This is a genomic window from Pseudodonghicola sp., from assembly GCF_048268305.1.
GTDB lineage: Bacteria > Pseudomonadota > Alphaproteobacteria > Rhodobacterales > Rhodobacteraceae > Pseudodonghicola.
This window is the reverse complement of the sequence record NZ_JBLWVT010000010.1, coordinates 89,114-102,964: the sequence shown is the minus strand read 5'-3', so window position 1 is coordinate 102,964 and position 13,851 is coordinate 89,114. Positions and strand designations below refer to the sequence as shown.

The window sequence follows — 13,851 nt, the reverse complement described above, 5'->3', positions numbered from 1 at the left end:
AGATCAGGCTTGGCCAGAGCCGTCCTGATTGCCCCTATAGCTCAGCTGGTAGAGCAACTGATTTGTAATCAGTAGGTCCGCGGTTCGAGTCCGTGTGGGGGCACCATATCATTTCTAATATATTGAAAATATCGCGTTTTATCGTAGTGTTCTCCCGCATTGGTTGGTCGTGGGGCACTTTGGGGCGCAAGCGCCGCGACGCGTCGCCTGGCGTGTACCGTTCCTTTTGCCTGAGCGCCGCCTTTGGAACAGTCCTTGCGGGGCCAAGTGTTCTGCGTTTCAAACTTCGGTTTTGCTGCAGGGCCGCGGTAAGCGCGACCCGGCAGTCCCTTCTAGGTGGCTCGGATAGGGCGCTGTGCGGCCGCTCCGTGGTGCGGTGCCTGCGCCACCCTTGATGATCTGCGTGTCGCGAAGAGAGGAGAGAACTCTCCATCCAGCAGTTGCCGCCTTGAGTCTGGCGCTGAAGCGCTCGCAATTACGGTTCGCCCAAGGTGATCTTGGCTCGATGCAAGCAGTCTTCGCTCCTACCCCGCACCAATCTAGTCCCGCACATCCCGAGCGACGAACTCAGGGCCGTTATCTGCCTGGCTGTGAACGACGTCACGGGACCGGGCTCGATTGCGGTATTGCGGTCGCAGCCGAATGCAGGGGCGATCGTTCATCGCATGCGTGCGTCGGGTGCTTTTGTGAGATCGCATTCCTGGCCACTGGGGTGCCTCGCGCGCCGGTCTGGTGCTGGTTGCCTGCCGAAGGGGGCGGGATGGAGCGCCGATCGTGATGCTTTCGATCCGAGGCAGGATGGGCGCGAACATATGATCTGATCGCCGTCGGCGGATTGGTGGTGCTGGGGGAAGACGACGCTCCATCCTTCGGGCCCGATCGCTCAGCCGTCGGCAAAACTCGGCCAAGTCAGGAATCGCAGTCTTGACGACATCTCGTCTCCTCGTGACATCTAACCGGCTGAAGGCCAACAAATTTCTGTTCTCATCGGCCTTCGGAGAGTTCCGTTATTGGAGGAATTATGAGTATCATTACGGAAACCCCGGACAAAGACACTTCGGGTAACAAATATTACTATACGCCGATCGACGATCTTCTCTCGATTCCCGGCGCGAATATTGGCAGCGTCGCGGTCAACGGCTCCACGCATGGTTATACCCATGTGAATGGCGCGTCTGCCTTTTGGGATTATGACACCTATCAGGCCAATCTGACGGTGGGAGAGCAATACCGGCTGGTGCTGACCCCCGACGTTGAGGAAAACTTCTATTCCAACGAGATCGCCTGGGTGCAGGACGCCAGCGGCACGGACGTCGAGCTGCTCATGAACGTGATCGGCAGCACCTCGACCTATATCGACGGATCACTCTATTCCGATGTGTTCGAAATCTCCGAGACCGGGGCGCATTATTTCTCGGTCAACTTCTCGGTCCCCTACGACAAGCAGCTCTCTGGCAGCGTCGCCGATTTCGGCTATACCATCACGCTGATGCGCATCGGGCCGTCCATTCTGAACGGCAACGGACGCGCCAACACGCTGATCGGCGATTCCGGCCAGAACATCATCTCGGGTCTTGGCGGCAACGACACGCTGAAGGGGCTGGGGGATGCCGATACGCTGAAGGGCGGACGCGGCGCCGATCTGCTCAACGGCGGCAATGGCAAGGATTCCCTGTTCGGCGATGCCGGCAACGACAGGTTGCTGGGCGGGGCCGACGATGACATCCTCAACGGTGGCGCCGGCAAGGACAGGCTCGATGGTGGCAGCGGGGCCGATACGCTGACCGGTGGCAAGGGCGCCGATATCTTCATCTTCTCCTCCGCCAAACAGGCGCAGGGCGACAAGATCACCGATTTCCACCGGGCCGAGGGCGATGTGATCAACCTCAGCAAGATCGACGCCGACACCGGCCAACGGGGCGATCAGGCCTTTGACCTGATCGGCGACACCGGCTTTTCCGGCACCGCCGGAGAGCTGCGCGCCTGGACCAGCAAAGGCAATACCTTCATCGCGGGTGACGTGGACGGCGACGGCAAGGCCGACTTCCAGATCAAGCTGGAAGGCCTGTTCACCTTGGTGGACGCCGACTTCCTGCTTTAACCCGACTTCTCACAAAACGCGGCGCATTCAGGTTGCGCCGCGTTCGACGAAAGACTGCAGGCAACGGCGGACTGAAACCGGCAGGGACTATCCCATGGCCGGTGTGGTTTTCCGGCGCAGGTGTTTCAGTCGCAGCGACCGATGGTGTCGACCTCATAGGTGGTCTTGCCCAAACCCTTGGGAGGAACGGGCCGAAGATAGACTTTAAGATCACAGGCCTGCACCCGGATGGTCCATTCGGCGGCGCCATCGTCCCGGGTGCCGGTGTTGGAGATCGCCCCGATCGGCGCCTGACCCAGCGCATCGGCAATCCGCGCATCGCTCAGGATCGTGCCGATCTGCTCGGCGCTGTCGTAATAGGGGGAGAGCGCGGCCAGGGCGGGCGAGGCCAGCAGGCAGACGGCGAGGGCCGCGAGCCGGGGCAGGGGGGTGACGAGCGTCATGACGGTCTCCTTCCGGGGGCATAGCTGCCACAGTCTCGGCCAAAGTCGCGGCGAGGTACAGCGGCGCGCCGAGGTCTCGCGCAGAATATCTTGCGGAATTTTTCGAAAACTGCAGGGCGCCACCGGCGTTTGACCTCGGCCCCGCGATCTGGTCATCTGTCAGGGTGCGGTCCCTGCGGGCGGCTTCACCGATCCTTAGTCCGGATGTCCAAAGTGACAGAGCGTTTCCCCGCTGTTCTCTCCCGTCTTTGCCAGGGTGCCCTGCTGTTGCTGGCGCTGTCTGTCGCCCCCGCGGCGCGGGGGGCGGAGGCGCTGCGGATCGGCGTGCTCGACTATCTCGGCTCCGAGCATTCGCTCGGCCATTGGGCGGCGACCGAGGCGGCTCTGAACGCGGCCCTGCCTGAGTATAATTTTCGCCTCGAGGCGCTGGACCTCCGGCAGCTTGCCGCCGCGCTGGAGGCCGACCTGCTGGATTTCGTCATCACCAACCCCGGCAATTATGCCGAACTTGAATATCTCTATCACATCAGCCGGATCGCCACTGCCGAGGGCGATCAGCCGGTGGCTTCGACCCTCGTCACCGCCGGCGATCTGGAAAAACTCTCCGATCTTGGGGGGCGCAGGCTTGCCATCGTCTCGCCCGAGGCCTTCGGGGGCTTCCAACTGATCTGGGCGGAAATGGCCGATGCCGACAGCGGCCTGCCCGGGCGGGTGGAACTGGTGCTGACCGGCTATCCGATGCAACAGGCGGCCGAGGCGGTGCTGGACGGTCGCGCCGATGCCGCCGTGCTGCGCGCCTGTATGCTGGAGGAGCTGAAGGCGGCCGATCCCCAGCGTTACGCGCCGCTTCATGCCTTTGCCCTGAAGCCGGGGCAGGGCAGTGATTGCGCCCTCTCCAGCCCGGTGTTCCCCGGCTGGCCGTTTGCCAAGACGCGGGCCACGCCGCCGGAACTCGCCAAGAAGGTGGCGGTGGCGCTGCTCAGCATGGGGGGCGACACCCTCTGGACGGTGCCGCTTGATTACCAGCCGGTGCACGAGCTGATGCGCAAGCTGCAGATCGGCCCCTATGTGCGCAAGGGGCCGGTGTCGGTGCGGGAATTCGTGGCCGATTACCGCGACTGGTTGATCGCCCTGGCCGTCGCCCTGGCCTTCTGGGCGATCTATTCGGTGCGGATCGAAACCCTCGTGCGGCGCCGTACCCGAGCGCTGAACGACAGCAACGCCCAGCTTGTCCGCGAGATGGCCGAGCGCCGCCGCGCCGAGGAGGCGGAGCGGCAGAACCGCCGCGAGCTGGAGCATGTGGCGCGGCTCTCGATCCTGGGCGAGATGGCCTCGAGCATCGCGCATGAGCTGAACCAGCCGCTCTCGGCGATCTCGACCTATGCCCAAGGCATGCTGCTGCGGCTGAGCTCGGGCCGGGCAGAGCCGGAGGAGATGCGGCGCGCCGCCGGCGAGATCGCCGATCAGGCCACCCGGGCCGCCACCGTGATCCGCCGCATCCGCGCCTTTGTGCGCAAGCGCGAAAGCCAGATGGCGCCGGTCGATATCTGCGATTTCCTCGAGGAATGCGCCAGCCTCTATGCCGCGCCGGTCCATCGCGCCGGGGTCGAGGACGAGGTGATCTGTGACGACGGGCTGCCGAAGGTTCTGGGCGATCGCATCCAGCTGCAGCAGGTGATGCTGAACCTGGTGCAGAATGCGGTCGATGCGATGCTTGACACCCCGGCCGAGGCGCGGCGCATCACCATCCGCGCCGAACGCCGTGGCGATCCCGACCATGGCGCCGGCGTCTGCCTGTCGGTGCGCGACCGTGGCCATGGCATGGACGCCACCGCCATGGATCATTTCGCCGAGGCCTTCTATACCACCAAGCCCGAGGGCATCGGGCTGGGGCTGGCGCTGTCACGCTCGATCGTCGAGGCGCATGGCGGCTGGATGCGGGCCGAGGCGCCGGGCGATGGCCCCGGGCTGAACATCTCGATCTGGCTGCCACAGGAGCCCAACGCATGACCGACCGGGCGGTGATCCATATCGTCGACGATGACCGCGCCGCGCGCGAGGGGCTGGTGTTCCTGCTGTCCTCGCTGGGGCTCGAGGCGCGGGCCTATGCCGGCGCGGCGGCGCTGCTGGCGGCGATCGAGGACCAGACCGAGGGCTGCATCCTCGCCGATGTGCGGATGCCGGGGATGAGCGGGCTGGAGCTGTTGGACGAGCTTGGCCGCCGCGGCTGCCCGCTGCCGGTGATCATGATCACCGGCCATGGCGACGTGCCGATGGCGGTTCGGGCGATGCGCGCCGGGGCGGTCGATTTCTTTGAAAAACCGGTGAACGGCATGGCCCTGGTCGAGCGTATCAAGGAGGCGCTGGAACTGAGCCGCGCCCGCGCCGGGAGCGAACGCGAGAAGGCCCAGCTTGGCCGCCGCATCGACAGCCTGACCGCGCGCGAGGCCGAAGTCGCCCGCGCCGTGCTGCGCGGGCTTTTGAACAAGCAGATCGCCCATGAACTGGGGATCAGCCAGAAGACGGTGGAAATCCACCGCCACAACGCGATGGAGAAGATGGGGGCAAGCAGCGCCGCCGACCTGGTCCGCCTGCTGGTGGCGGCGGGGTGGGAGGGGTAGCGGGCTGGTTTGGGTTGGGCGGAGGGGCGGAGAGCTGACTGTTGGTGGTGCGGCACTGCAGTCGCGGCACATCGGGAAAGCGGACGGTCGAGGCGGGAGGCCCCATTGGGGGCCAGGGAGGGAAGCGGAGATTTGCAGGACAGTCCATGAATACAGCCACGAAGATGCTTCGGCGATCATCACTTTCCCTAGGCAAGGCTGGAACGCGGAAGGACTACCAATGGAAAAGCTGTGATCGTGCGCGCGATGGAGACGCAGGGATGAATGTTTCCGCCGACACATTCGAGCCAAGTGTTCCCCTGCAAGCTGACCACTTCGGACGCAGGGAATAACCTGCAAGCAGTCTTAAGATGCGTGACATAGATGGCAAGATCACTTAGTGATCGAAGAGACTGCACAATACTATTGTGTGCTGTTTGCCTTCGGCTGCATCAGCGGTGAGATCAGATAAATGAACCAGTTCAATTCCCCCAGCATGGGTGCTTCGCAGCTTGATGATGTGATAATTCCTGACAGGTTCGAGGCCCTTTCTCGCTTGGGTATGGATAATCTCGGCACGATAGTTGTGCCGGTGCCCGATATGCTTATCGAAATTGACTCGCTTCACAAAACCATGAAATCGTCTGGGCGAGGCGTATTCATGATCCTAAGAGGTGACTCTGGGGCTGGCAAAACTACTTTTCTCCACACTCTCGACCTCTATCGTGAAAATGTATCGACCATTTCCATTTCGGGAGGCGACGATGTCCCCGGCTTCCTGCGCACACATATCCCCCCCAGAGATTTGTCAATGGAGGTCATTGTTCTAGAGGAGCGAGAGGCCGCCCTATCGTTCACAGAAGAGGAGCTGGAGAGCTGGCTGCACGCAGTCAACGGTTTCATCAGAAGTGAAAAAGGGAAAAATACCCTAGTTGTATGGCCATGCAACAGTGACAAGCTGAAAGACCGTTTGGTGGCACTCTCGTTGACAATTGGTGGTAAAGCCCTTCTTGGGCGGAGAGAGGATGCGATTTTCTTTTCTGGGCCCGGCAAGAGCACCTACACTGAAATTGCGAGTAGAACCTTAGCAGTGCTTAATCAAGGAGCTGGTTTATCAGATTTTGGCCTCACGTCTGGTGATATCGAATCTTTGGCAAAAGAGTCGGATACGGTAGGCGATTTCCTTGGAGACCTACGTGACGAAATTATCGAAAAACAGAAATCCGTTTCCGGCTTGTTGGAGAAGGAACATCCAAATGTTTGGGTGGTGGTAGTCGCGGGCAATGAACCCGACGGAGAGGTGGCCGGGCTGACACGGGGCAACTTATCATTAGTTGATATGGACCGTCTCATGACTTCGACTGAAGCCAACATCGTGCAAGATTTGAAAAAGACGCCCGAAAAGTTGGGGCTCTTAGCTACCGTTTTGAATGCGAAAATCTTGCATCTTCCCGTGTTGGCGGCAACAGCATCGGTCCGCGCCTTTTCAGATGAAAAACTACAAGAGAAGCTAAAAAAAGAAGATTTTGCTCTGTCACCGAAAAAACCAGACGAAGCCATATCTAGGCTTCAACAATGTGAGCTAGGCTCTATATTCCAGCTTGGAAAGCAGAAGACGCTTGTTCGAGGGAAAAAGCTTGGAGACAAGAGCATTACTTCTTTCGAGAAGGTGGCAAGTGTTGCCCAACAAGATGATGCATCTGTGAATCGCGCGATTGGGAATGCGTTATTGGCCGCTGGACTGATCGATTCGTTCGACATAGAAGTTCCCCTTCCGGGAGCTTACGCTGTGCGCTCCGACATGTCGGTAACCGGAAAATTCGGAAAAGCTCGTATAGAAATGATGTGGCGAACGAAGACTGGAAGGGCTGATATTGCGAACTACACACTAAAAAAGCTTGAAGTTTACGGAAAGGCAATCGGATTCATAAAATAGACTTGTATCCATTTTCCCAACTTGCTTTGGTGGAGAGTGTCCTTCCGGGAAATTTTCTGCGCGTGGAGTCAAGACAGTTATGATGCTATATTAGAGAACTGGCTAACTATCCGGAAAATACTGCGAGCGCTAGTTTTTCGGGCGAAGTATAAATGCGCGCTCATGACTGAGCACTGCGTTGCCCGGCGCCAGGCTCGACCGTCCGCAGTGGGCCGAGATCACCATACCGAACGCGACGACAGTCGCCACTTCACAACTTTGATCCCCGCATCTGCGTCCTGCGTCCACGCTCCGGCACCAACCGTCAGCCCCGCCTTGATCCATGTCATCCCCGGCCTCAGGGATAACCCCTAGCCGCCCCGGGTTTCCGCCGATATCGCGGGGGCCGTCCCAGACCTAAACTCCGGCTGACCGAAGAAGGAAAGGATCAGCCACATGGACACCAACCGCCGCGGCTTTCTGGGCGCGATGGGTCGGGTCTCGATCGGCGCCGCGGCCACGGTGGCCGGCGCCGGCCAATCCGCCACAGCCGCCACCGAGCCCGATCACAAGACCCATTGGGGCATGGTGGTCGATCTGCGCAAATGCATCGGCTGTCAGGCCTGCACCGTCGCCTGCATCATGGAAAACGACGTGCCCGAGGATGCCTTCCGCACCCATGTCTCGGTCTACGAGCTGGTCAAGGACGGCCAGGATCCGGCGATGGTGATGCTGCCGCGGCTCTGCAATCACTGCGATACCCCGCCCTGCCTGCCGGTCTGCCCGGTCGAGGCAACCTTCAAGGCCGAGAGCGGCGAGGTTCTGGTCGATGCCAGCAAATGCGTCGGCTGCGCCTATTGCGTGCAGGCCTGCCCCTATGACGCGCGCTTCATCAACCACGAGACGCAGGTGGCCGACAAATGCACCTTCTGTTTCCACCGCACCAGTGTCGGCCTGTTGCCGGCCTGCGTGGAAACCTGCGTCGGCGGGGCGCGCAACTTCGGTGATCTGAACGATCCGGACAGCGAAGTCGCCCGCATGCTGCGCGAGAACGAGGTTTCGGTGCTGCGCCCCGAGATGCACACCAATCCGAATGTCTATTACATCGGCCTTGACGACATTCTCGACGGGCGGGTGGCCGGTGAGGCCGCCTATCGCCCGCCGCTGACCGGCGAGGCCCACGCCACCCATGGGGAGGGTCTTTGAAGATGGACGTGCAAATCCACGAACTCGTCGGTGCCGTGCATGAGGCAGCCTGGTTGCCCTGGGCGGTGCAGTATTTCTTTCTGATCGCCATGTCGGTCACCGCGCTGCTGCTGGCATTGCCGGGCTTCGTCTTCGGGCGGCAGGCGGCGCTGCCCAAGGCGCGGCTGGCGCTGATGGTGGCGGTCACCACCGGCATCACCGCGCCGATCGCGCTTCTGGCCGACCTGCACCAGCCGGGGCGGTTCTGGGAATTCTTCATCTATACCCACAAGACCTCCTGGATGGCCTGGGGCGCCTGGGTGGTGCCCTCCTATGTCGGGCTGCTGATCCTCTTCGCCTGGGCGATCCATCGCCCCGCCTTCCATCGCTGGGGCACGCAGGACTGGCGGTTCGCTTGGCTGTTCCGCCTGCTCAGCCTGGGGGGAGAGGCCAATTGGTTTGCCCGCCCGCTGGGGATGGCCGCCGGCGTCGCGGCGCTGGGCATCCTGGTCTATACCGGGATGGAGGTGACCATCGTGCGGGCTCGGCCGCTGTGGAACACCCCCTTCCTGCCGCTGCAATTCGCCGCCACCGGCTTTGTCGGCGCGCTGGGGGCGATGCTGGTGCTGGAGCGGGTGCTGAGCCGCGATGGCGCGCTCGAGGCGCGGCTGAACCGCACCCTCGCCGCCGCGCTCGCCGTTGTGGGGGCGCTGGGGATCGCCTGGTTCGCGCTGGCGATCTCGGGTCTGTCGCCCAAGCATTCCGAGGCGCTGGCCTCGGTCGCGGGCTTCCCGGTCTGGCAGAAGATCGCCGCCTGGGGGGCGCTGTCGATCGCGGTGCCCTTCGGGCTGGCGCTGGTCCTGCCGCGCAACAGCGGCTGGATCACCGGGCTGATCGCCATCCATGCCGCCTGGATGTTCCGCTGGACCGTTTTCATGGGCGGCCAGGCGGTGCCCAAGGTCGGATCGGGCCTCTATGACGCGCTGATGCCCACCGGCATCGCCGGGCTGATGGGGGTGATCGGCACCTTCGGCCTCTGGCTCTTCCTGATCATCGCCTACACCACCTTCATTCCCTGGGCCGAGGCCGGCCAGCCCGACGACGGGCGCGGCGCCAAGGCCCCCGGACATCCCGTCCGCTCTGTCTGAGGAGACACCATCATGTCCACTCGCCGAAATATCCTGAAAGGCGCAGCCGCTGCCGGTGCCCTCGGCACCTTCGGGGCCGGCTATGCCGAGACGCTGAAGAAACTGGCCAAGGGCAAATGGTCGGGCGAGGTGCCCAAGGCCGCGCTGACCGGCAATTCGCTGACGCCCGAATATGTCATCGACCCCGACACCGGCGATCTGGCGATGAACCCCGATATCGCCATGAGCTATACGATGTGCATCGGCTGCACCACCATGTGCGGCGTGCGGGTCAAGGTCGACAAGGCGCAGAACAAGGTGCTGCGGGTCACCGGCAACCCCTATAGCCCGATGAGCACCGATCCTTTCATCCCCTATGACTCCTCGGTCAAGGACAGCTTCCTGGCGATGGCGCAGACCGGCAAGGGCGAGGGGCTCACCAACCGCTCCACCGCCTGCGGCCGGGGCAATGCGGTGCTGCAGCAGGTCGACAATCCGCGCCGGGTGTTGAAGCCGCTGAAACGGGTCGGGCCGCGCGGGTCGGGCAAATGGCAGACGATCAGCTTCGAACAATTGGTCGAGGAGGTGGTCGAGGGGGGCGATCTCTTCGGGGAAGGTCCTGTCGCCGGGCTGCGCGAGATCCGCGATCTCGACACTCCGATCAAGGCCGGCGCGCCCGAGTTCGGGCCGCGCGCCAATGGGCTGGTGGTGATGAACTGCGTCGATGACGGCCGCGACAACCTGCTGCTGCGCTGGCTGAAGCAAAGCTATGGCTCGACCAACTTCGTCCGCCATGGCGCCTATTGCGGCGGCGCCTATCGGTCGGGATCGGGGGCGATGTTCGGCGACGTCAAGGGAATGCCCCATGCCAAGCCGGATTTCCTCGAGGCCGAATTCGTGATGTTCGTGGGCACCGCCCCGGGCAATGCCGGCAACCCGTTCAAGCGGGTGGGCAATCTGATCGCCAAGGCGCGCTCTGATGGCAAGCTCGACTATGTGGTGGTCGACCCGGTGCTGAACAACGCGCAGAACGGGCCCTCGGGCGAGCGGTCGCGCTGGGTGCCGATCAAGCCGGGCACCGATGGGGCGCTCGCCATGGCGATCATCGGCTGGATGTTCGATCACGACCGGATCAACCACGCTTATCTCGCCCAGCCCGGTGCCGCCGCGGCCGAGGCCGCCGGAGAGGTGAACTGGACCAACGCTACCCATCTGGTGATCGTCGAGGAGGGCCATCCCCGCTATGGCCGCTTCCTGCGCGGCTCCGACATCGGGCTGGCGGTGGAGGGCGACGCCTATTCCGATGCCGATCCCTTCCTGATCGCCTCCGCTGCCGGCCCGGTGCCGGCGGGGGCCGAGGCGGCGCCCCTGTTCTTCGACGGCATGGTCGAGACGGCCAAGGGGCCGGTGGCGGTCAAGACCTCTCTGACCCTGCTGCGCGAGGCGGCGGCGAGCCGCACGCTGGCCGAGTATTCCGAGGCCTGCGGCATCCCCGTCGCCACCATCGAGGGGCTGGCGAGCGAGCTGACCAGCCACGGCCGCAAGGCCGCGGTGAACTCCCACGGCGGGATGATGTCGGGCTCGGGCTTTTACAACACCTATGCGCTGATGATGATCAACACGCTGATCGGCAACCTGAACTGGAAGGGCGGCACCATGATCGCCGGCGGCTGGTTCCCCGACAACAAGGGGCCGGCCTATGATCTGGCCGAGTTCCCCGGCATGGTGACGCCCAAGGGCCTGCCGATCGGGCGCAACGTGCCTTATGAGAAGACCAGCGAATTCAAGGCCAAGAAAGAGGCGGGCAAGGCCTATCCCGCCGATGGCCCCTGGTATCCGCAGGCGCCGGGGCTGGCGACCGAGTGGATCAGCTCGATGGTCAACCACTACCCCTATGGGGCGGAGGCGCTGATCTTCCGCAATACCAACCCGGTCTATGGCGTCCCCGGCATCTCGCATGTGGTGGACAAGCTGAAAGACCCGAAGGTGGTGCCGCTGATCATCTCGATCGACCCCTTCATCAACGAAAGCTCGGCGATCTCGGATTACATCGTGCCGGATTCGGTGATGTATGAAACCTGGGGCTTCACCAAGCCCTGGGGCGGGGTGGCGACCAAGGCGACGACGGCGCGTTGGCCGGTGATCGAACCGAAGATGGAGAAGAACGCCGAAGGCCAGCGGGTGGGGCTCGAGACCTTCCTGATCGGCACCGCCAAGCAGATGGGGCTGCCGGGCTTCGGCGATCAGGCGATCCCGGATGCCGATGGCACCCTGCACCCGCTGAACCGGGCCGAGGATTGGTATCTGCGCGGCGCCGCCAATGTGGCGATGATCGGCAAGACGCCGGTGCCCGAGGCGACCGACGAGGATCTGGCGCTGTCGAACGTCGCCCGCATCCGCGCCGATCTTGAGGCGGTGCTGAAACCCGAGGAATGGCGCCGGGCGGCGACCATCTATGCCAAGGGCGGGCGCTACGAGAATATCGAACGCTCCTACCAGGGGGACAAGGCGACCTATGCCTTCGGTGCGGCGATGCAGGTCTGGAACGAGGGGCTGGGCAGCTTCCGCCGCGCCACCACCGGCAAGCGGATGTCCGGCGCGCCCATCTGGTTCGAGGCGGAATTCGCCGATGGCTCGAAGGTGGCCGATCATTATCCCGCCGCCGACTGGCCGGTGAAGGTGATGAGCTTCAAGTCCCCCTTGCAGAACTCCTATTCGGTGGGGGCCAAGGCGCTGCTCAGGATCGTCGCCTCCAACCCCGTGGTGGTGGGGCGCGCCCTGGCCGAGGCGCATGGCATCGCCAATGGCGACATGGTGCGGCTGACCACGCCGGGCGGCAGCCTGGAAAGCGTGGCGGTGGTGCGCGACGGCATCGCCCCCGACACCGTGGCGATCGAACATGGCTATGGTCACAAGGGGTTCGGCGCCCAGGACATCACGATCGACGATGATGTCTGGCCGGCCGATCCGCGGCTCGCCTCCGGGGTGTTGCTGAACGACATGGGGATGGTCGATCCGACCCGTGCGATGACCGGCGTCTGGGTTGATCCGGTTTCGGGCACGGCGGTGCGGCAGGGGCTGCCGGCGCGGATCGAACGGATCTGAGCCCCAAAACAAGTGGCGCGACGCGCGAGGGGATCGCGCGCCGCGCCTGCGACCTGCCCCCGGAAGGAGAGGGGGCGGGGATGGCTTGTGGCTCAGGCGGTCAGATCGGCGGTGGCCATCATCTCGATCCGCATGCCGGGCGCCACCAGTTCCTTGACCACCACGGTGGCGCGGTTGGGATAGGGCGCGGTGAAGTGACGGCGATAGACCTGATCGACGGTCTTCATGTCCTCACCTTCGATCAGGAAGATCTGCACCTGCAACACATGGTCCAGGGTGCCGCCGGCCTCGGCCAGAACCGCCTTGAGGTTCTGGATGGTCAGCTCCGCCTGCTCCTCGATCCCGGCTTGCAGAATGCTGCCGTCCTGCTGGACGGGGCCGTGATTGGTATAGACCATGTCGCCGGATTTCACCCCCCAGGTGAAGGGCTGGCCGGGTTCGGGCAGGCCGCCGGTCAGGATCTGTTTCATGCGCAGCTCTCTCTCAGTTGTTTCAGCACCCCATACCAGCGGTGCGCCGGGTCGATCAGCGCCAGGTGGGTGCCGAAATGGTCGGTGTCATCCTCGGCGAAGCTGGCAACTTCGGGGCGGGACTGCAAGAGCTGCCGCGCTTTGTCGTTCGAGGCCCGGACCCTGGCACTGTCCCGTTTCCCCCAGGTGAAATGCATCGGCAGGGCGATCTGGTCGATCCAGGCGAGCGGGCTTGCCTCCCAATCGTCGGCGGGGGCGTCGAGCACCATCTCATAGACCCGCGCCTCAAGGCTGCCGGGGGTGGGGCTGTCGCCGCGCAGATCGAGGATACCGCTGACCGGCAGGCAGGCTTTCAGCGCGCCATGGTCGAACCCATGAGCGATGCAGAGCGTGGGCCGCAGGGCGATTTCTGCCGCCAGATGGCCGCCGGCGGAATGGCCGGCCAGGAAAATGCGGGCCGGGTTGCCTCCGAATTGGGCGATGCGCGCGTGGATTTCGCGCAAGGCGGTGGCGACATCGGCCAGGATCACCGGCATCCGATGGTCGGGCGCCAGCCGATAGGTGGGGGCGACAAGAATCGCCTGCTGCGCCACCACTCCCGGCGCCATCAGCCCGCACCATTCCTTGTAGCCATTGGTCCAGCCGCCGCCATGCAGGAAGACGATCACGTCGAGCGGGCCAGCCGCCTCGGGGGCGAAGACATCGAACCGCTGCCAGGGTTCCGGGCCAAAGGTGATATCGCGATGGGCGGTGACACCGGGCCAGGGGCCGGTGGAGGCCGCCAGCGCCTGGGCGGCGTAAAGCTCGGCCGCGGGGAAGGGCAGCGGCGGTTGCGGCATCAGGTCGAATGTCATGATCTTGTTCTTTTCTTGGATCTTGCTGCCGGGCGGAGACCGCCCGGCAGG

General features: G+C 63.5%; 10 protein-coding genes and 1 tRNA gene. 8 read left to right on the top strand and 3 right to left on the bottom strand.

The features are described from left to right. Positions 1 to 30: 30 nt before the first annotated feature. Together ACN0V4_RS18590 and ACN0V4_RS18585 are read left to right on the top strand one after the other, a co-directional pair. Positions 31 to 106 (top strand) — tRNA-Thr (locus ACN0V4_RS18590). A 915-nt stretch (positions 107 to 1,021) separates the two neighbouring features. Next, the gene (locus tag ACN0V4_RS18585; protein WP_417678880.1) at positions 1,022 to 2,101 is read left to right on the top strand and encodes a calcium-binding protein; all 1,080 of its coding nucleotides are present in this window, start codon (positions 1,022 to 1,024) and stop codon (positions 2,099 to 2,101) included. A 125-nt stretch (positions 2,102 to 2,226) separates the two neighbouring features. On the opposite strand, the gene ACN0V4_RS18580 is transcribed toward ACN0V4_RS18585, so the two are convergent. Beyond that, entirely contained in the window at positions 2,227 to 2,544 is a 318-nt protein-coding gene (locus ACN0V4_RS18580) for a hypothetical protein (protein ID WP_417678878.1), read from the bottom strand. 213 nt (positions 2,545 to 2,757) lie between these two features. On the opposite strand from ACN0V4_RS18580, the gene ACN0V4_RS18575 reads away from it, so the two are divergent. The 6 genes from ACN0V4_RS18575 (at position 2,758) to ACN0V4_RS18550 (ending at position 12,476) form a co-directional block, all read left to right on the top strand. Then, positions 2,758 to 4,554 carry a sensor histidine kinase gene (locus tag ACN0V4_RS18575; protein ID WP_417678876.1) on the top strand — a complete coding sequence of 599 codons (1,797 nt, stop codon included), beginning with the start codon at positions 2,758 to 2,760 and terminating at the stop codon, positions 4,552 to 4,554. Then, the gene (locus tag ACN0V4_RS18570; protein WP_417678874.1) at positions 4,551 to 5,165 is read left to right on the top strand and encodes a response regulator transcription factor; all 615 of its coding nucleotides are present in this window, start codon (positions 4,551 to 4,553) and stop codon (positions 5,163 to 5,165) included. Before ACN0V4_RS18575 ends, ACN0V4_RS18570 begins: the two co-directional genes overlap by 4 nt. Before the next feature lie 451 nt (positions 5,166 to 5,616). Further along, the gene (locus ACN0V4_RS18565) at positions 5,617 to 7,080 is read left to right on the top strand and encodes a hypothetical protein (RefSeq protein WP_417678872.1); all 1,464 of its coding nucleotides are present in this window, start codon (positions 5,617 to 5,619) and stop codon (positions 7,078 to 7,080) included. 435 nt (positions 7,081 to 7,515) lie between these two features. Next, on the top strand, positions 7,516 to 8,265 hold the full coding sequence (dsrO, locus tag ACN0V4_RS18560) for a sulfate reduction electron transfer complex DsrMKJOP subunit DsrO (protein ID WP_417678870.1): 750 nt from the start codon (positions 7,516 to 7,518) through the stop codon (positions 8,263 to 8,265). A gap of 2 nt (positions 8,266 to 8,267) precedes the next feature. Next, positions 8,268 to 9,392, top strand: coding sequence for an NrfD/PsrC family molybdoenzyme membrane anchor subunit (nrfD, locus tag ACN0V4_RS18555; protein WP_417678868.1), 1,125 nt, complete (start codon positions 8,268 to 8,270; stop codon positions 9,390 to 9,392). Positions 9,393 to 9,404: 12 nt separating this feature from the next. Continuing rightward, positions 9,405 to 12,476, top strand: a complete 3,072-nt coding sequence (locus tag ACN0V4_RS18550; protein WP_417678866.1) for a molybdopterin dinucleotide binding domain-containing protein — start codon at positions 9,405 to 9,407, stop codon at positions 12,474 to 12,476. 92 nt (positions 12,477 to 12,568) lie between these two features. Here ACN0V4_RS18550 and ACN0V4_RS18545 read toward each other — a convergent pair whose 3' ends face one another. Together ACN0V4_RS18545 and ACN0V4_RS18540 are read right to left on the bottom strand one after the other, a co-directional pair. Further along, positions 12,569 to 12,946, bottom strand: a complete 378-nt coding sequence (locus tag ACN0V4_RS18545; protein ID WP_417678864.1) for a RidA family protein — start codon at positions 12,944 to 12,946, stop codon at positions 12,569 to 12,571. Continuing rightward, entirely contained in the window at positions 12,943 to 13,800 is an 858-nt protein-coding gene (locus ACN0V4_RS18540) for an alpha/beta hydrolase (protein WP_417678862.1), read from the bottom strand. The genes ACN0V4_RS18545 and ACN0V4_RS18540 overlap by 4 nt, the downstream gene beginning before the upstream one ends. Positions 13,801 to 13,851: the final 51 nt, after the last annotated feature.